Here is a 17,848-nt window from a genome sequence, read left to right on the forward strand (position 1 = left end):
ATGAGCGAACTGTTGTCATCCGTCAGCCAGCACCTGCTGGCCCCCGGTGGTCTGGATATCGACCAGCTGTCGCCGATCCTGCACGAGCTGAGCGGCCCCGGCATCGACGCCGCCGACCTGTACTTCCAGAGCCAGGTCTCCGAGTCCTGGATGCTGGAGGACGGCATCGTCAAGGAAGGCAGCTTCCACATGGACCAGGGCGTCGGCGTGCGCGCACAGTCCGGTGAGAAGACCGGCTTCGCCTACAGCAATGCAATCAACCACGAAGCGCTGATCCAGGCTGCTCGCGCCGCCCGCTCGATCTCCCGAGCCGGGCAGAATGGCAAGGTACAGGCGTTCAAGGCCGTGGTGCCGACCCGCCTGTATGCCGGCGAGAACCCGCTGGACGTGATGAGCCGCGCCGAGAAGGTGGAGCTGCTGCAGAAGATCGACGCCGCCACCCGCGCCCTTGATCCGCGCATCCAGCAGGTCACCGTCAGCCTCGCCGGTGTCTGGGACCAGGTACTGATCGCTGCGGCGGACGGTTCGCTGGCCGCGGACATCCGCCCGCTGGTGCGTTTCAACGTCAGCGTCATCGTCGAGCAGAACGGCCGCCGCGAGCGCGGCGGTCATGGCGGCGGCGGCCGCACGGATTACAAGTACTTCCTGCAGGAAGATCGCGCCATGAGCTACGCCCGCGAGGCGCTGCGCCAGGCGCTGGTCAACCTCGAAGCCGTTCCCGCGCCGGCTGGCAGCCTGCCGGTGGTGATGGGCGCCGGTTGGTCCGGCGTGCTGCTGCACGAGGCCGTGGGCCACGGCCTGGAAGGCGACTTCAACCGCAAGGGCAGCTCGAACTACAGCGGTCGCATCGGCGAGAAGGTCGCTTCCAGCCTGTGCACCATCGTCGACGACGGCACCATCGCCGGTCGCCGCGGTTCGCTGTCGGTGGACGACGAAGGTACGCCGACCAACTGCAACGTGCTGATCGAGAACGGTATCCTCAAGGGCTACATGCAGGACAAGCTCAACGCCCGCTTGATGGGCGTGGCGCGTACCGGCAACGGTCGCCGCGAGTCCTATGCGCACCTGCCGATGCCGCGCATGACCAACACCTACATGCTGGCCGGGCAGAGCGATCCGCAGGAAATCATCGCCAGCGTCGAGCGCGGCATCTACTGCGCCAACCTCGGCGGCGGCCAGGTGGACATCACCAGCGGCAAGTTCGTCTTCGCCACCAGCGAGGCCTACCTGATCGAGAACGGCAAGATCACCCGCCCGGTGAAGGGCGCGACCCTGATCGGCAACGGTCCGGAAGTGATGAGCCGGGTGTCCATGGTCGGCAACGACCTGGCACTGGACAGCGGCGTGGGCACCTGCGGCAAGGACGGCCAGTCCGTGCCGGTCGGTGTCGGTCAGCCGACCCTGAAGATCGACGCGATCACCGTCGGCGGCACGGGCGCCTGAGGCCGTTGCCGGTGGGGCTGGAAGGGAAGGGCGCGGCCGCTCAGCGCAGGCCGCGTTTGAGCTCGTCCAGCTCGCGGATGTACTTGAAGATCTTTCGCGCCGCGGCCGGAGGCTTGTTGTGAGCGGCCTCGTGCTGGGCGTGGCGGATCAGCTGGAGCAGGTGCTGGCGGTCGCTTTCCGGGTATTCGCCGAAGAACGCCGACAGCGCTGCGTCACCGCCGGTGATCAGGTGGTCGCGCCAGCGCTCCAGAGCGTGGAAGCGTTCGTTGTACTGGCGGGTCGAGGTATCCACCTGTTCCAGCAGGGCGAGGATGGCCTCGACGTCCTGGTCGCGCATCAGCTTGCCGATGAACTGCCGATGGCGCTTCTTGGCGGCGTTGGCCTTGTGCTTGGGTGCTTCTTCCAGCGCGCGGCGCAGCGGGTCGGTCAGCGGCATGCGGTCGAGCATGTCGGCCTTGAGCGTGGTCAGGCGCTCGCCGAGCTCCTGCAGCGCGTGCATTTCGCGTTTTACTTGCGACTTGCTCTTCTCATCGAAGGACGAGTCGTCATCGTGAATTTCAGCCATGGCGGGGGTCTCTTTGAAAACGCCGCCATGATAACGAGTCAGGGGCCGCTTGTCCGGCCCGCGCCGGTTGCCGCCGCCTGATGGCGGGGCCGGACCATGAACAGGAGAGGCATGCAATGAGCGAACACAACCCGGCAGTGAGCCCGGAGGTCCTTCCCGAACTGCGCGAGCAGGTCGAGCGGATCATTGCCGAGGCTTCCCGGCAGGGCGCCAGCGCCTGCGAGGTGGCGGTGTCGGTGGAGCAGGGGCTGTCGACCTCGGTGCGCCAGGGCGAAGTCGAGACCGTCGAATTCAACCGCGACCAGGGCTTTGGCATCACCCTCTACGTCGGCCAGCGCAAGGGCTCGGCGAGCACCTCGGCGACCGGCGCGGACGCGATCCGCGAAACCGTGGCGGCAGCGCTGGCGATTGCCAAGCATGCCTCCGAAGACGACTGCGCGGGCCTGGCTGATCCAGCGCTGATGGCCCGCGACCTGCCGGACCTGGACCTGTACCACGGCTGGTCGATCACCCCCGACCAGGCCATCGAGCGCGCGCTGGCCTGCGAGGCTGCCGCTTTCGCCACCGACAAGCGCGTCACCAAGGCCGACGGCACGACGCTGAATACCCACCAGGGCTGCCGCGTCTACGGCAACAGCCACGGTTTCGTCGGCGGCTACGCCAGCACCCGCCACAGCTTGAGCTGCGTGATGATCGCCGAGCTGGAAGGGCAGATGCAGCGCGACTACTGGTACGACGTGAACCGTCGTGGCGAGCTGCTGGCCACCCCGGAGTCCATCGGCCGTCGCGCCGCCGAGCGTGCCGCCAGCCGCCTGGGCGCGCGCCCGGTGCCGACCGCCGAGGTGCCGGTGCTGTTCGCCCCGGAAGTCGCGGTCGGCCTGTTCGGCCACTTCCTCGGCGCCATCTCCGGCGGCAGCCTGTACCGCAAGTCGTCCTTCCTCGAGGGCGCGCTGGGCCAGCGGCTGTTCCCGGAATGGCTGACCCTGGACGAGCGCCCGCTGCTGCGCGGCGCGCTGGGCAGCGCCTCGTTCGACAACGATGGCCTGGCGACCTACGCCAAGCCCTTCGTCGAGGGCGGCGAGCTGGTGTCCTACGTGCTGGGCACCTACTCCGGGCGCAAGCTGGGCATGCCCAGCACGGCCAACTCCGGCGGCGTGCACAACCTGTTCGTCAGCCATGGCGACGAGGACCAGGCCGCCCTGATCCGCCGCATGGGCCGCGGCCTGCTGGTCACCGAACTGATGGGGCAGGGCGTCAACCTGGTGACCGGCGACTACTCCCGTGGCGCTGGCGGTTACTGGGTAGAGAATGGCGAGATCCAGTTCCCGGTGCAGGAAGTCACCATCGCCGCCAACCTGCGCGACCTGTTCCGCAATATCGTCGCCATCGGCAACGATGTGGAGTATCGCGGCAACCTGCATACCGGCTCCGTGCTCATCGAAAAGATGATGGTCGCCGGCAACTGATCCACCCGCCGCGGCCTTGCTGGCCGCGGCTTTCAGTCCTTCTCGAAGCCCTTCTCCAGACAGGCCGTCCAGCGCATTGCGTTCGGGCGGCTTGTTTTTTTGTCTTTCGGAAACAATAATCAATCTCATTGTCGATTGAGAGATTGCCATGTTCGCCGAAATCGACAGCTCGATCACCGACCGCTGGTATCGCCTGGGCACGCGTATTCGCTGTGCGCTGGAGCCGAACGAACCGCGTCTGGTCGAGCAGTACCTAGGCGAGGCGCGCTACCTGGCGGCCTGGGAACCGGTGCCCGCCTGGCGCCTCTTCGAGAAGTGCTTCGGGCTGCTGCTCGACAGCAGCCGTGACATCGCGCTGCCCTGGCATTGGCGCGTGCTCTGCCTGGACCATGCCTATCTCCCCCTGCGTGAACTGCAACGCCTGGCGACTTCGACCGCCCAGCGCCAACGCCTGTGCCTGCTGGCCCGGCGCATGGCGCAGCAGGAGATGGCGCCTTCCCTGAGACTGCAAGAAGGAATCGAGAATGACTGACAGCCGTATCGAACGCGACAGCATGGGCGAACTGGAGGTGCCGGCGGCGGCGCTCTACGGCGCCCAGACGCAGCGGGCGGTGAACAACTTCCCGGTGAGCGGCCAGCGCATGCCGCGTCCGTTCATCCGCGCGCTGTTGCTGGCCAAGGCTGCGGCGGCGCGCGCGAATGTCAGCCTGGGACAGCTGGATGCGGAAACCGGCGCCGCCATCGTCGCCGCCTGCGAAGAGTTGCTGGCGGGAGACGTGCAGCGTCACTTCCCGGTGGACGTGTTCCAGACCGGCTCGGGCACCAGCTCGAACATGAACGCCAACGAGGTGGTTGCGACCCTCGCCAGCCGCCACCTGGGCAAGCCGGTCAACGCCAACGACCAGGTCAACTGCGGGCAGAGCAGCAACGACATCATCCCCTCGACCATCCACATCAGCGCGGCGCTGGAAATCCACCAGCACCTGCTGCCGGCCCTGGACCACCTGCACGCGACCCAGGTGAAGAAAGCCCAGGCCGTGCACCAGCATGTGAAGACCGGCCGCACCCACCTGATGGACGCCATGCCGGTGCGCCTGAGCCAGGTGCTCGGTGGTTGGGCCCAGCAGGTACGCCAGGCATCGCAAGGTATCGAGGCGCAACTGCCGGCGCTGCAGCAGCTCGCGCAGGGCGGCACGGCGGTCGGTACCGGGGTGAATGCCCATCCGCAGTTCTCTGCGCGCTTCTGCGAGGAACTCAATGGGCTGACCGGCCTGACGTTCCGCCCCGGCGTTGATTTCTTTGCGCTGATCGGCGCCCAGGACATCGCCGTGGCCACTTCCGGCCAGCTCAAGGCCCTCGCCGTGGCGCTGATGAAGATCGCCAACGACCTGCGCTGGATGAACTCCGGTCCGCTCGCCGGCCTTGCCGAGATCGAGCTGGAAGCGCTGCAGCCGGGTTCCTCGATCATGCCGGGCAAGGTCAACCCGGTGATCCCGGAAGCCACCGCCATGGTCGCCGCCCAGGTGATGGGCAACGACACCACCATTGCCGTCGCCGGGCAGTCCGGCAACTTCGAGCTCAACGTGATGCTGCCGGTGATCGCCGACAACCTGCTGCACAGCATCCACCTGCTGGCCAACGTCAGCCGCCTGCTGGCGGACAAGGCCATCGCCAGCTTCAGGGTCAACGAGTCGAGCCTGCGCGAAGCGCTGTCGCGCAACCCGATCCTGGTCACCGCGCTGAACCCGATCATCGGCTACCAGAAGGCTGCCGAGATCGCCAAGCAGGCCTACCGCGACGGTCGGCCGATCTTCGACGTCGCGCTGGAAAACACGGACCTCGACCGTGCCCGCCTCGAGCAACTGCTCGATCCCGAGAAGCTCACCGCCGGCGGACTCTGAGTCCGCCCTACCCGCTGGAGGAACCTGCCATGCGCCATTGGCAACGCACCATCGAACTGGGCAACCGCTGCTTCATTCGCAACGAGTTGATCGATGCCCGTGAGCACTACCTCCATGCGCTGGCGCTGGCCCAGGTCCTGCTGGATCGCTGGCACGACCCGGAGGAAGCCGTGATGGCGTTTGTCATCTCCCACCACAACCTCGGCGACCTGCACCTGCAACTGGGCCAGCCGGAGGAAACCGCCGAGTACCTGTGCGCCTGCCACGAGCGCCTGCTGGTGCTGGGCGAAGACCTGCGCAAATGCGCGGATCTGCGCGCCGCCGCGGTGCAGCACAGCCGCCGTACCTACGTCGAACTGCTCAACTTCATCGGCGAGCACGGTACCTATCCGCGCACCCAGCGCCTGCTGCGCCGCCAGGGCGCGGTGGAGCTGCGCCCTGGGCTGTTCACCGCCGTGCACTCGATGCGTTACCACTAGTCGATGCGCTACCACTGAAAGAAGGTTTGAAGATGCCTCACGTCCTGCCCGCCTTGCCCTACGCCTACGATGCCCTAGAGCCGCACATCGATGCGCAGACCATGGAGATCCACCACAGCAAGCACCACCAGACCTACATCAATAACCTCAACGCGGCGCTGGAAGGCACGGAGTTCGCGGAGATGCCGGTGGAGCAACTGCTGCAGCAACTCGACAGTCTTCCCGCCGCGTTGCGCGGGCCGGTGATCAACAACGGCGGCGGCCACGCCAACCATTCACTGTTCTGGACCGTCATGGCGCCGGGCGGCGGCGGTCAGCCCCAGGAAGAGCTGGGCCAGGCCATCAATGCCGAACTGGGGGGCTACGACGCCTTCTGCCAGGCCTTCACCAAGGCCGCGCTGACTCGCTTCGGCAGCGGCTGGGCGTGGCTGAGCGTCGATCCGCAGGGCAGGCTGGTCGTCGAGAGCAGCGGAAACCAGGACAGCCCGCTGATGCAGGGCAACCTGCCGATCCTGGGCCTGGATGTCTGGGAGCACGCCTATTACCTGCGCTACCAGAACCGCCGGCCGGAATACATCGCGGCTTTCTACAACGTGGTCGCCTGGCCGGAGGTGCTGCGTCGCTACCGTGTGGCCTTGCAGGCACGGGGCAACGGATGAAATCGAAGGCCGCAGCATGCGTCTGACCATGCAGAGTCTGCGTGAAAGCGGAGGGCGCAATTTGCGTTGGTTGCTAGGGCTGAGCATCGTCCTCGGTGGCGGAGTGCTCGTGGTCCAGCACCTGATGCTGTTGGCGCGATTGTCGCTGTCTCCGCCGATGTACCTGGCCCTCCAGGGCGGCATGCTTTGCGCGCTCGGGACCGCCCTGGGCGCGCTGCCCGTGCTGCTGGTGCGCAGCATGCCGGCGCGTATCGCCGACGCAATGCTCGGATTCGGCGCCGGCGTGATGCTGGCGGCCACCGCCTTCTCGCTGCTGCTCCCCGCGCTGGAGGCGGCGGAAGCTTCAGGGCGCCCGACCTGGCTGGCCTCGCTGCTGGTCAGTCTTGGCCTGGCGCTGGGAGCCTTTGGCCTCGCGGTGTTCGGGCGGGTGCTCGAAGAGGCCCAGGCGAATATCCAGGGCGCTGCCGAGGGCAAGGTGCCCGCGCGTATCTTGCTGTTCGTCGCTGCCATCGTTCTGCACAACATTCCCGAAGGCATGGCCGTGGGCGTTGCCGCCGGCGGAGAGGTGTCTGGCGCGAGCGGCCTGGCGCTGGGGATCGCGCTGCAGGATGTGCCCGAGGGGCTGGCGATTGCACTGGTGCTGGCCGGGGCGGGCGTTTCGCGCGGCAAGGCGGCACTGGCGGGGGCGGCTTCCGGGCTGGTGGAGCCGCTGTTCGCGGTGCTCTGTGCCCGGCTGATAGGCATCTCGCGGATGTTCCTGCCCTGGGGGCTGGCCGCGGCGGCGGGTGCGATGCTCTACGTGGTGGTGCGCGAGATCATCCCCGAATCACAGCGGCGCGGCCATGCGGCGCAGGCCACCCAGGGACTGATCATCGGCTTCTGTCTGATGATGGTGCTGGATACGTCGCTGGGCTGATCGAAGGCCCGGCGCGTCACTCGCCTTCGTCGAAGTAGTTGTTGATCAGGTCGACCAGCGCCTTGAGCGCCTCGTCGTCCTGCTCACCCTCGGCGGCGAGGTGCAGATTGGTGCCCTTGCCGGCGGCCAGCATCATCACGGCCATGATGCTCTTGCCGTCCACCGTACTCTCCGGATTGCGACCCACGCGAACCTGGCAGGGGAAGCGCCCTGCTACGCCGACGAATTTGGCCGCCGCACGGGCGTGCAGGCCAAGCTTGTTGATGATGGTGACTTCGAGGGCGGGCATCGCGAGGGGCTGTCCTTTTGTTGTCTGTCGCTGCTTAGCTCAGGTCGCGGTGGCGAATCTGTACGTTGGTGAGGGTTTCCTTGAGGGCCTGACCAATGCGCTCGGCAATGTAGGTCGAGCGGTGCTGGCCACCGGTGCAGCCGATGGCGATGGTCACGTAGGCCCGGTTGCTCGCGGCGAAGCGAGGCAGCCATTTGTTCAGGTAGGCGAGGATATCCTGGTACATCTCCTCGACGTCCGGTTGCGCCGCCAGGTACTCCTGGACTTCCGTTTCCAGCCCGGTGTGCTCGCGCAGTTCGGGTTTCCAGTACGGATTGGGCAGGCAGCGCACGTCGAACACCAGGTCCGCGTCCACCGGCATGCCGCGCTTGAAGCCGAAGGATTCGACCAGGAAGGCGGTGCCCAGTTCGGGCTTGTTCAGCAGGCGCAGCTTGAGCACGTCGCGCAGCTGGTAGAGGTTCAGGTTGGTGGTGTTGAGCTTGAGATCGGCCAGGTCGGCGATCGGCGCCAGCAGGTTCGACTCGTCGCTGATGGCCTCGGCCAGGGAGCGGGTGTCGGTGGTCAGCGGGTGGCGCCGGCGAGTCTCGGAGAAGCGTTTGAGCAGCGTCTCATCATCGGCATCGAGGTACAGCACGTCGCACTGGATATGCTTGTCGCGGGCTTCCTGCAGCAGCTCGGGGAAACGCTGCAGCTGGCTGGGCAGGTTGCGCGCGTCGATGGACACCGCCACCTGCGGGTGCAGCAACTCGGTGTGCAGCAGCGCGCGCTGGGCCAGGTCAGGGAGGAGGCTGGCCGGCAGGTTGTCGATGCAGTAGAAGCCGTTGTCCTCGAGCACATTGAGCGCGGTGCTCTTGCCCGAGCCGGATCTCCCACTGATGATGATCAGGCGCATGATCAGTGCCCGTTGTTCTGGAAGTCCACGACGATCCGGTACAGGTCCTCGCCGTTGGCGGCGTGACGCAGGCGGTCGCGGACGTCGGAGCGGTCGAGCATGGAGGCGATCTGCCGCAGCAGTTCCAGGTGTTCCTCGGTGGCCGCTTCCGGCACCAGCAGCACGAACACCAGGTCGACCGGCGCGCCGTCGAGGGCGTCGAAGTCTACCGGATGATCAAGGTGCAGGATGGCGCTGATCGGCGACTGGCAGCCGGGGAGGCGGCAGTGCGGAATGGCGATGCCATTGCCGAAGCCGGTGGAGCCCAGGCGTTCCCGGGCCACCAGGCTGTCGAAGATGTCTTGGGAATCGAAACCCGGCAGCTCGCGAGCCACCAGGTTGGCGATTTGTTCGAGGACACGTTTTTTGCTGCCGCCCGGCACGTTCACGAGGGAACGGCCGGGGGTCAGGATTTGCTCAAGTCGGATCATAGAGAGGGGTTAACGGACGCCAACACCTTGCTGGCGTTCGAGGTATTTTTCCTTGTGCTTGATCAGTTGGCGGTCGAGCTTGTCGGTGAGCAGGTCGATGGCCGCGTACATGTCTTCATGTTCGGCGCAGGCCACCACTTCGCCACCGGCGATGTGGAGGGTGGCTTCAATTTTCTGCTTCAGCTTCTCGACCTCCATGATGACCTGAACATTGGTGATCTTGTCGAAGTGGCGCTCCAGTCGGCCAAGTTTCTCGCCGACATAGTCGCGCAGGGCGTCGGTCACATCCAGTTGATGTCCACTGATGTTGACTTGCATACCGCTTTCTCCTTGTTGCCCGTGTGTAAGTGGCAGGTTAGGGGGCCTGCCGCCGGAACACCTTGGCGTGGATCAACGTCACACCAGCCGCTTGCGCTCGCTCGAGGGAGAGATTCCTAGGGACTCCCGGTACTTGGCGACGGTACGACGTGCCACTTGAATGCCCTGTGCCTCCAGTAAACCAGCGATCTTGCTGTCACTCAATGGCTTTTTCGGACTTTCCGCCGCGACCAGTTTCTTGATGATCGCGCGGATCGCGGTGGACGAGCACTCGCCGCCCTCGGAGGTGCTGACGTGGCTGGAGAAGAAGTACTTCAGCTCGAAGATGCCACGGGGCGTGTGCATGAACTTCTGCGTGGTGACGCGGGAGATGGTCGATTCGTGCATGCCCACCGCTTCGGCGATGTCATGCAGGACCAGCGGCTTCATCGCCTCTTCGCCGTATTCGAGGAAGCCGCGCTGGTGCTCGACGATCTGCGTCGCCACCTTCATCAGCGTCTCGTTGCGGCTCTGCAGGCTCTTGATGAACCAGCGCGCTTCCTGCAGCTGGTTGCGCATGAAGGTATTGTCGGCGCTGGAGTCGGCACGGCGCACGAGACCCGCGTACTGCGAGTTCACGCGCAGACGCGGCACCGCTTCCTGGTTCAGTTCCACCAGCCAGCGGTCGTTGTTCTTCCGAACGATGACATCCGGGACGACGTACTCGGCTTCGCCGGACTCGATCTGCGAGCCGGGGCGCGGGTGCAGCGACTGGATCAGCTCGATGGTCTCGCGCAGCTCGTCTTCCTTGAGCTTCATGCGCCGCATCAGCTGGCTGTAATCGCGGCTGCCAAGCAGGTCCAGGTGATCGCTGACCAGACGGATGGCCTCGGCCAGCAGGTAGGTCTTGGTTGGCATCTGACGCAATTGCAGGAGCAGGCATTCGCGCAGGTTGCGCGCACCGACGCCAGCGGGTTCGAGCTGCTGCACGCGGCGCAGGACGACTTCCACTTCATCCATCTCCACGCCCAGTTCCGGGTCGATGGAGGCGAGGATGTCGTCGAGGGACTCGTCGAGGTAACCGTCATCCGTGATGCCGTCGATGATGCTCAGGGCGATCAGGCGGTCGGTGTCGGACATCGGCAGGAGGTTGAGCTGCCACAGCAGATGGCTCTGCAGGCTTTCGCCGGCGGAGGTGCGGGAGGTGAAGTCCCACTCGTCGTCATCGTTGCTGGGCAGGCTGCTGGCGCTGGTCTGGTAGATGTCTTCCCAGGCGGTATCGACCGGCAGCTCGTTGGGGATGCGCTCGGCCCACTGGTCCTCGTCAAGGCTGTCGACGCTGGGTGTGGTGCTTTCCTGGAAATTGTCCTGGGAACTGCTGCTGGTGCCGTTGGCGCCAGACTCGGCACCGTCCGCCATGGGATCGCTGTTGTCGAAATCCTCGCCTTCTTCCTGGCGCTCCAGCATCGGGTTGGACTCCAGGGCTTCCTGGATTTCCTGTTGGAGGTCCAGCGTGGAGAGCTGGAGCAGTCGGATGGCCTGTTGCAGCTGCGGAGTCATCGTCAGCTGCTGGCCCATCTTGAGGACTAGCGATGGTTTCATGGCTGGAACTAGGCACCTTGTTCGCTGGCGCGAAGCGCGCCATATCCACGACTACGGACACCGGGGTGCCGCGAGGAAGCAAATTATATGCCTGAGTTTGGACGCTTTGCCTAGGGGCTGTCGACCTTTCGTTACAACCCGGTTGCGCCGGCGCAGGACAGGCAGCCGGGTACGTCGCGGAGCGGCCGACGAGCCGCGCCACGCTTGGGGCAGAGGTGGAGCTGCCGCGCCCTGGCAAGGGCGCGGTACAGGGCCTTAGAGGCGGAACTCGTGGCCCAGGTAGACTTCCTTCACCAGGTCGTTGGCGAGGATGCTCTCGGCGCTGCCTTCGGCGATCAGCTGACCGTCGTTGACGATGTACGCCGTTTCGCAGATGTCCAGGGTTTCGCGGACGTTGTGGTCGGTGATCAGGACACCGATGCCCTTGGCCTTGAGGTGATGGATGATCTGCTTGATGTCGCCCACGGAGATGGGGTCGACGCCGGCGAAGGGTTCGTCCAGCAGAATGAACTTCGGCGAACTGGCCAGCGCGCGGGCGATTTCCACGCGGCGACGCTCACCACCGGACAGGCTCATGCCGAGGTTGTCGCGGATGTGGTGGATGTGGAACTCCTCGAGCAGGCCTTCCAGGGCTTCCTGGCGGCCGGCGCGATCGAGGTCGCTGCGGGTCTCGAGGATCGCTCCGATGTTGTCCGCCACCGACAGCTTGCGGAAGATCGAGGCTTCCTGCGGCAGGTAGCCGATGCCGGCGCGGGCGCGGCCGTGCATGGGCAGGTGGGTGACATCCTGCTCGTCGATGCGCACGACGCCCTGATCGGCACGGACCAGGCCGACGATCATGTAGAAGCAGGTGGTCTTGCCCGCTCCGTTGGGGCCGAGCAGGCCGACGATCTGCCCGCTCTCGATGCTCATGCTGACGTCGCGGACGACTTGCCGGCTCTTGTAGCTCTTGGCGAGGTGCTGGGCGGTTAGCGTAGCCATTACTGCGCTTGATCCTGCTTTTTCTTGGGCTGGATGACCATGTCGATACGCGGGCGCGGCGTGGTCACCTGGGAGCCGGTGGCGCGGCCTGCGTTGACGATCTGGCGCTGGGTGTCATAGACGATCTTCTCGCCTTCGAAGGTGTTGCCTTCCTGGATCACCTTGGCCTGGTCGATCAGGACGACGCGGTTCTGCGAGACGAAGTACTGGATGGTCAGGCCGTAGGCCTGGGTGATCTGCTTGTCCGGCGCCGGCTTCTGTTCGAAGTACGCGGGTTTGCCGACCGAGGTGACGACCTCGATCTCGCCGTCCTTGTTCTGCTTGAGCGTAACGGTGTTGCCAGTCAGCTTCATGCTGCCCTGGGTTACCACCACGTCGCCGCGATACACGGCCACGCCCTGCTTGTCATCCAGTTCGGCGCTGTCGGCCTGGACGCGGATCGGCTGTTCCCGGTCGGTGGGAAGAGCCCAGGCGGCAGAGCTGCCGATAGCGGCGGCGAGGCTGAAAAGAAGGGGGAGGGTGTTAACGAGCCTCATGCTGACCTCTTACGTTGGACAGCAGGAGCATCCGGCTGTCTTTCAGATACGCTTTCATGCCAACTGCCGTGGTCACACCATTGGGTTCGGTGATCTTCACGGGCTGGTCAGTCTGCGCATAGTCCTTGTCTGGGAACACCGTCATGCGCGAGGTGTTGAGCAGGAGCGTGCGCTGCTGCGCGTCGGTGCGCGCGACGCGCACGTCGTCGATCAGCTCGACCTGCTTGCCTTCGGGGGCCACTTCGGCGCGAACGCTCTGGACATGCCACGGCTGAGGCTCATTCTCCCGGTGGAAGTAGAGGTCGGGCGTGGTGACCAGGGTCACGTCGCTTGCTTTCAGGTGTTCGAGTTTGTCGGCGGTCATCTCGTAGGCGAGGGAGCCGTCGACGCGGTACTGAACGCTCTTGGCATTCACCACATAGAAATCGATGGCGTCGCTGGTCTGCGACTTGAGTTGCCGCTCGTTGAAGTCCAGGCGCACGTTCCAGTAATAGCCGAGGGCGATCAGCCCGATGGCGATCAGGGCGAACAGCAGCTTCTGTTGGAATGTCTTGGGCATGTTCGGCTCTAGAGATACGCGTTCTGGGCAGCTTCGAGGTTGCCCTGGGCGCGCAGGATCAGTTCGCAGAACTCGCGGGCGGCGCCTTCGCCGCCACGGGCCTGGGTCACACCGTCGGCGTGCTGACGGACGAAAGCGTCGCCGCTGGCGACTGCCATGCCGAGGCCAGCACGGCGAATGGCCGGCAGGTCGGGCAGATCGTCGCCCAGATAGGCGACTTCTTCATAGCCTAGACCCAGTTCGGCGAGCAGTTCGTCGAGGGCGACCAGCTTGTCCTCGCGGCCCTGGAACAGGTGGTTGATGCCCAGGTTCTTCGCCCGGCGCTCGACCACCGGGCTCGAACGGCCGGTGATGATCGCGGTGCGCACGCCAGCGTTCATCAGCATCTTGATGCCCTGGCCGTCCAGGGTGTTGAAGGTCTTGAACTCGCCGCCGTCGGGGAGGAAGTAGAGCTTGCCGTCGGTGAGCACGCCATCGACGTCGAATACCGCCAGGCGGACCGCTTTCGCGCGTTGCAGCAGGTCGGAGGTCATTCAGATGACTCCAGCACGGGTCAGGTCGTGGACGTGCAGGACGCCGACCGGGTGGTCCTTGTCGTCGACCACCACCAGTACGTTGATCTTGTAGTCGTCCATGATCTTCAGCGCTTCGGCGGCGAGCATGTCCGGGCGGGCGGTCTTGCCGTGCACGGTCATCACCTGGTCGATGGTCACCTGGCGGAAGTCCAGCCCCTTGTCCAGGGTGCGGCGCAGGTCGCCGTCGGTGAAGACCCCGGCCAGGCGGCCGTCTTCGCCGAGGATGACGGTCATGCCCAGGCCCTTGCGGGTCATTTCCAGCAGGGCGCCGCTGAGCGAGGTGCCGGGGGAAACCTGCGGCAATGCTTCACCCACGTGCATGATGTTTTCCACTTTCAGCAACAATCGACGGCCCAGTGCGCCGCCCGGATGCGAGAAAGCGAAGTCTTCGGCGGTGAAGCCGCGGGCCTCCAGCAGGGCGATGGCAAGCGCGTCGCCGATCACCAGGGAGACCGTGGTGGAGGAGGTCGGTGCCAGGTTCAGCGAACAGGCTTCGTGCTCGACGCTGGCGTCCAGGTTGACTGCGGCGGCCTTGGCCAGCGGCGATTCGGCGTTGCCGGTCATGCTGATCAGGGTGATGCCCAGGCGCTTGATCAGCGGCAGCAGGGTAACGATTTCGGCGGTGGAGCCGGAGTTGGACAGGGCCAGGACGACGTCGTCCTTGGTGATCATGCCCATGTCGCCGTGGCTGGCCTCGGCCGGGTGCACGAAGAAGGACGGAGTGCCGGTGCTGGCCAGGGTGGCGGCGATCTTGCGGGCGATGTGCCCGGACTTGCCCATGCCGACCACGACCACGCGGCCCTTGCAGGCCAGCAGCAGCTCGCAGGCCTGGGAGAAATCGGCGCCAATGCGCGGCAGCAGAGCGTCCACCGAGTCACGCTCGAGGCGGATGGTGCGTTGTGCCGACTGGATGAAATCGTGTTTCTGGCTCATGTTCGAAAGGCGCGGGGCAAAATGAAGTGCGAGATTATAACGGGAAAGCGGCAAAGGCTTCATCACTGGCATCTCAATGTTGAGCGCATTTTGCTGAACTGTCCCTTAACAGTGGCTTAGCAGCGCTTGGGGCGTGGCTTCGCGGGGTGTTATAGTTCGCGGCCGTTCGGCCTGCCGCGCCGTGTTTCTGCCGTGTGACAGACGGGGCAACGGACAGCGCCGTGATGAAAGGAGTTCTATGAGCACCAATGACCAATACGCGGTCGAGCTGAAGGGCCTGAGCTTCAAGCGTGGCACGCGTAAGATTTTCGATAACGTGGACATCCGCATTCCACGCGGCAAGGTCACCGGGATCATGGGGCCGTCGGGGTGTGGCAAGACCACCCTGTTGCGACTGATCGCCGCCCAGCTGCGACCGGCGAGCGGTGAAGTGTGGGTCAATGGCCAGAACCTTCCCACGCTGGGCCGCAGCGATCTGTTCGACATGCGCAAGCAGTTCGGTGTGCTGTTCCAGAGCGGCGCGCTGTTCACCGACCTCGATGTCTTCGAGAACGTGGCCTTCCCGCTGCGCGTGCACACTGAGCTGCCCGAGGACATGATCCGCGACATCGTGCTGATGAAGCTGCAGGCCGTGGGCCTGCGCGGAGCGGTCGAGCTGATGCCGGATGAGCTGTCCGGCGGCATGAAGCGTCGCGTGGCGCTGGCCCGCGCCATCGCGCTGGACCCGCAGATACTGATGTACGACGAGCCTTTCGTGGGCCAGGATCCGATCGCCATGGGCGTGCTGGTGCGCCTGATCCGCCTGCTCAACGATGCCCTGGGGATCACCAGCATCGTGGTGTCCCACGACCTCGCGGAAACCGCGAGCATCGCCGACTACATCTATATCGTCGGCGACGGCCGCGTGCTCGGTCACGGAACGCCGGCCGACCTGCAGGGTCTCGATGATCCGCGGGTTCGCCAGTTCATGAAGGGCATCCCGGATGGTCCGGTGCCGTTCCACTATCCTGCTCGCGATTACCGCGCCGACCTGCTGGGAGAACGTTGATGCGCAAGACTTCACCGCTCGAGCGAGTTCGCCTGCTCGGGCGCGCGGGCCTCGATGTCCTCGAGTCTCTGGGGCGTTCGACCCTGTTCCTGGTGCACGCCATCTTCGGTCGCCGCGTGCACAGCGGCGCCTTCCAGTTGCTGATCAAGCAGCTGTATTCGGTGGGCGTGCTGTCGCTGGCGATCATCGTGGTCTCCGGCCTGTTCATCGGTATGGTGCTGGCCCTGCAGGGCTATAACATCCTGGCGAGCTACGGCTCCGAGCAGGCAGTCGGCCAGATGGTCGCGCTGACGCTGCTGCGTGAACTGGGGCCGGTAGTGACCGGTCTGTTGTTCGCCGGGCGTGCGGGCTCCGCGCTGACCGCCGAGATCGGCAACATGAAATCCACTGAGCAGCTGTCCAGCCTGGAGATGATCGGCGTCGACCCGCTCAAGTACATCATCGCCCCGCGCCTGTGGGCGGGCTTCATCTCGATGCCGCTGCTGGCAGCTATCTTCAGTGTCGTCGGCATCTGGGGCGGAGCCCTGGTCGCCGTGGACTGGCTGGGTGTGTATGACGGTTCGTACTGGTCGAACATGCAGAACAGCGTGCAGTTCACCAAGGACATTCTCAATGGCGTGATCAAGAGTGTGGTGTTCGCCTTCGTCGTGACCTGGATCGCCGTGTTCCAGGGTTATGACTGCGAACCCACCTCCGAGGGGATCAGCCGCGCCACCACCCGTACCGTTGTGTATGCCTCCCTGGCCGTGCTGGGGCTGGACTTCATCCTGACCGCCTTGATGTTTGGAGACTTCTGATGCAAACCCGCACCCTGGAAATCGGTGTAGGCCTGTTCATTCTGGCCGGCCTGCTGGCCCTGCTGCTGCTGGCCCTGCGTGTCAGCGGACTGACCATCGGCAATTCGGGCGATACCTACAAGCTGTATGCCTACTTCGACAACATTGCCGGCGTCACCGTGCGTGGCAAGGTCACCATGGCTGGCGTCACCATCGGCAAGGTCACGGCGGTGGACCTGGACCATGACAGCTATCGTGGTCGTGTGACCATGGAGATCAATCGCCAGGTCAACAACCTGCCGGACGACTCCACCGCTTCCATCCTGACCGCCGGCCTGCTGGGCGAGAAGTACATCGGCATCAGCGTTGGTGGCGATGAAGAGCTGCTGAAGGAAGGCGATACCATCAAGGACACCCAGTCGGCACTCGTGCTGGAAGACCTGATCGGCAAGTTCCTGCTGAATTCGGTCAACAAAGACGACTCGAAGAAATGAGGACTCACTCCATGTTGAAAACCTTGCGCCGTGGCTTCCTGGTTCTGCTCGCGATCCTGCCGCTGTTCGCCCAGGCCGAACAGACCGCCCAGCAGGTCGTGCAGCAGACCGTCGACAGTCTGCTGTCGGACCTTAAGACCAACAAGGCCAGCTACAAGGCCAATCCCCAGGCGTTCTACGACACCCTGAACCGCATCCTCGGCCCGGTCGTGGACTCCGAGGGCATTGCCAGGGGCGTGATGACCGTCAAGTACTCCCGCCAGGCGAGTCCGGAGCAGGTCAAGCGCTTCGAGGAAACCTTCAAGAACAGCCTGTTCCAGTTCTACGGCAATGCGCTGCTGGAGTACGACAACCAGGACATTCGCGTGCTGAACACCGGCAAGCAGGAGCAGGACCGCGCTTCGGTGAACATGGAAGTGGTCGGTGGCAGTGGTGCCGTCTATCCGGTGCAGTACACCATGGTCAAGCAGGGCAGCGACTGGCGCCTGCGTAACGTGATCATCAACGGCATCAACATCGGCAAGCTGTTCCGTGACCAGTTCGCCGATTCCATGCAGAAGAACCGCAACGACCTGGAAGCCACCATCGCCGGTTGGGGCCAGGTGGTCGCCAAGGCCAAGGACGCTGCCAAGGGCCAGCCGGAAGGCGGCGCAGAATGAGTCAGGGCAGTATCACGGAGCGTAGCGAGGGCGAACTGTCCCTCGCTGGCGTGCTGGACTACAGCACCGGCCCCGCGCTGCGTCAGCAGGGCGCCCGGCTGATTGCATCCAGCAAGGCCGGCGCGCTGCGCCTGGACTGCTCGGCAGTGGAGCGCTCCAGCAGCGTCGGATTGTCGCTGCTGCTGTCCTATACCCGTGATGCGCGCAAGGCCGGCAAGACGCTGCAGATCTCCGGCCTGCCCAAGGACATGCAGGAGATCGCCACGGTCGGCGAGCTCCTGGAGATCCTGCCGTTACAGCATTGAAAC

The 17,848-nt window shown here is 64.9% G+C and carries 23 protein-coding genes; 12 read left to right on the plus strand and 11 right to left on the minus strand.

Annotated features, from left to right (window positions below):
* Complete coding sequence (tldD, locus tag UB43_RS06185; RefSeq protein ID WP_045209576.1) at positions 1–1,443, plus strand: metalloprotease TldD; 1,443 nt, start codon at positions 1–3, stop codon at positions 1,441–1,443.
* A gap of 40 nt (positions 1,444–1,483) precedes the next feature.
* Here the strand turns inward: tldD and yjgA are convergent, their stop codons facing one another.
* Positions 1,484–2,008, minus strand: a complete 525-nt coding sequence (gene yjgA, locus UB43_RS06190) for a ribosome biogenesis factor YjgA (protein WP_024766553.1) — start codon at positions 2,006–2,008, stop codon at positions 1,484–1,486.
* Between the two features lie 116 nt (positions 2,009–2,124).
* Between yjgA and pmbA the strand changes: the two genes are divergently transcribed.
* The 6 genes from pmbA (at position 2,125) to UB43_RS06220 (ending at position 7,429) form a co-directional block, all read left to right on the plus strand.
* Positions 2,125–3,474, plus strand: coding sequence for a metalloprotease PmbA (pmbA, locus tag UB43_RS06195; protein WP_045209577.1), 1,350 nt, complete (start codon positions 2,125–2,127; stop codon positions 3,472–3,474).
* A 148-nt stretch (positions 3,475–3,622) separates the two neighbouring features.
* Complete coding sequence (locus UB43_RS06200; protein WP_045209578.1) at positions 3,623–4,006, plus strand: hypothetical protein; 384 nt, start codon at positions 3,623–3,625, stop codon at positions 4,004–4,006.
* Entirely contained in the window at positions 3,999–5,375 is a 1,377-nt protein-coding gene (gene fumC, locus UB43_RS06205; protein ID WP_045209579.1) for a class II fumarate hydratase FumC, read from the plus strand. The genes UB43_RS06200 and fumC overlap by 8 nt, the downstream gene beginning before the upstream one ends.
* Positions 5,376–5,404: 29 nt before the next feature.
* Entirely contained in the window at positions 5,405–5,854 is a 450-nt protein-coding gene (locus UB43_RS06210; RefSeq protein WP_045209580.1) for a tetratricopeptide repeat-containing protein, read from the plus strand.
* Between the two features lie 32 nt (positions 5,855–5,886).
* The gene (locus UB43_RS06215) at positions 5,887–6,513 is read left to right on the plus strand and encodes a superoxide dismutase (RefSeq protein ID WP_045209581.1); all 627 of its coding nucleotides are present in this window, start codon (positions 5,887–5,889) and stop codon (positions 6,511–6,513) included.
* A 22-nt stretch (positions 6,514–6,535) separates the two neighbouring features.
* Positions 6,536–7,429 carry a ZIP family metal transporter gene (locus tag UB43_RS06220; RefSeq protein ID WP_371318964.1) on the plus strand — a complete coding sequence of 298 codons (894 nt, stop codon included), beginning with the start codon at positions 6,536–6,538 and terminating at the stop codon, positions 7,427–7,429.
* Positions 7,430–7,445: 16 nt separating this feature from the next.
* Here UB43_RS06220 and UB43_RS06225 read toward each other — a convergent pair whose 3' ends face one another.
* The 10 genes from UB43_RS06225 to UB43_RS06270 form a co-directional block, all read right to left on the minus strand.
* Complete coding sequence (locus tag UB43_RS06225; RefSeq protein WP_045209583.1) at positions 7,446–7,718, minus strand: HPr family phosphocarrier protein; 273 nt, start codon at positions 7,716–7,718, stop codon at positions 7,446–7,448.
* Between the two features lie 34 nt (positions 7,719–7,752).
* Positions 7,753–8,610 carry an RNase adapter RapZ gene (gene rapZ, locus UB43_RS06230; protein ID WP_045209584.1) on the minus strand — a complete coding sequence of 286 codons (858 nt, stop codon included), beginning with the start codon at positions 8,608–8,610 and terminating at the stop codon, positions 7,753–7,755.
* A gap of 2 nt (positions 8,611–8,612) precedes the next feature.
* Positions 8,613–9,080, minus strand: a complete 468-nt coding sequence (gene ptsN, locus UB43_RS06235) for a PTS IIA-like nitrogen regulatory protein PtsN (RefSeq protein WP_037009823.1) — start codon at positions 9,078–9,080, stop codon at positions 8,613–8,615.
* 9 nt (positions 9,081–9,089) lie between these two features.
* Complete coding sequence (hpf, locus tag UB43_RS06240) at positions 9,090–9,398, minus strand: ribosome hibernation-promoting factor, HPF/YfiA family (protein ID WP_017518151.1); 309 nt, start codon at positions 9,396–9,398, stop codon at positions 9,090–9,092.
* Between the two features lie 78 nt (positions 9,399–9,476).
* The gene (locus UB43_RS06245; protein WP_082085788.1) at positions 9,477–10,979 is read right to left on the minus strand and encodes an RNA polymerase factor sigma-54; all 1,503 of its coding nucleotides are present in this window, start codon (positions 10,977–10,979) and stop codon (positions 9,477–9,479) included.
* A gap of 255 nt (positions 10,980–11,234) precedes the next feature.
* Positions 11,235–11,960 carry an LPS export ABC transporter ATP-binding protein gene (gene lptB, locus UB43_RS06250; RefSeq protein ID WP_037009811.1) on the minus strand — a complete coding sequence of 242 codons (726 nt, stop codon included), beginning with the start codon at positions 11,958–11,960 and terminating at the stop codon, positions 11,235–11,237.
* Positions 11,960–12,496: a lipopolysaccharide transport periplasmic protein LptA gene (gene lptA / locus UB43_RS06255; protein ID WP_017518148.1), complete on the minus strand. Its 537-nt coding sequence runs from the start codon at positions 12,494–12,496 to the stop codon at positions 11,960–11,962. Before lptA ends, lptB begins: the two co-directional genes overlap by 1 nt.
* On the minus strand, positions 12,483–13,055 hold the full coding sequence (lptC, locus tag UB43_RS06260) for an LPS export ABC transporter periplasmic protein LptC (protein WP_045209586.1): 573 nt from the start codon (positions 13,053–13,055) through the stop codon (positions 12,483–12,485). The genes lptA and lptC overlap by 14 nt, the downstream gene beginning before the upstream one ends.
* A gap of 8 nt (positions 13,056–13,063) precedes the next feature.
* On the minus strand, positions 13,064–13,588 hold the full coding sequence (locus tag UB43_RS06265; RefSeq protein ID WP_045209587.1) for an HAD family hydrolase: 525 nt from the start codon (positions 13,586–13,588) through the stop codon (positions 13,064–13,066).
* Entirely contained in the window at positions 13,589–14,563 is a 975-nt protein-coding gene (locus UB43_RS06270) for a KpsF/GutQ family sugar-phosphate isomerase (protein WP_045209588.1), read from the minus strand.
* Positions 14,564–14,801: 238 nt separating this feature from the next.
* Here UB43_RS06270 and UB43_RS06275 point away from each other — a divergent pair, with 238 nt between their 5' ends.
* The 5 genes from UB43_RS06275 to UB43_RS06295 are packed head-to-tail and all read left to right on the plus strand — an operon-like array spanning position 14,802 to position 17,845.
* Positions 14,802–15,611, plus strand: coding sequence for an ATP-binding cassette domain-containing protein (locus UB43_RS06275; RefSeq protein ID WP_024766540.1), 810 nt, complete (start codon positions 14,802–14,804; stop codon positions 15,609–15,611).
* Positions 15,611–16,408, plus strand: a complete 798-nt coding sequence (gene mlaE, locus UB43_RS06280; RefSeq protein WP_045209589.1) for a lipid asymmetry maintenance ABC transporter permease subunit MlaE — start codon at positions 15,611–15,613, stop codon at positions 16,406–16,408. Before UB43_RS06275 ends, mlaE begins: the two co-directional genes overlap by 1 nt.
* Complete coding sequence (mlaD, locus tag UB43_RS06285; protein ID WP_045209590.1) at positions 16,408–16,881, plus strand: outer membrane lipid asymmetry maintenance protein MlaD; 474 nt, start codon at positions 16,408–16,410, stop codon at positions 16,879–16,881. Before mlaE ends, mlaD begins: the two co-directional genes overlap by 1 nt.
* An 11-nt stretch (positions 16,882–16,892) precedes the next feature.
* Positions 16,893–17,540: an ABC transporter substrate-binding protein gene (locus UB43_RS06290; protein ID WP_045209591.1), complete on the plus strand. Its 648-nt coding sequence runs from the start codon at positions 16,893–16,895 to the stop codon at positions 17,538–17,540.
* Positions 17,537–17,845: a lipid asymmetry maintenance protein MlaB gene (locus UB43_RS06295; protein WP_045209592.1), complete on the plus strand. Its 309-nt coding sequence runs from the start codon at positions 17,537–17,539 to the stop codon at positions 17,843–17,845. The genes UB43_RS06290 and UB43_RS06295 overlap by 4 nt, the downstream gene beginning before the upstream one ends.
* The last annotated feature ends 3 nt before the right edge of the window (positions 17,846–17,848 follow it).

Source organism: Pseudomonas sp. 21 (genome assembly GCF_000955805.1).
Taxonomy (GTDB): Bacteria; Pseudomonadota; Gammaproteobacteria; order Pseudomonadales; family Pseudomonadaceae; genus Pseudomonas.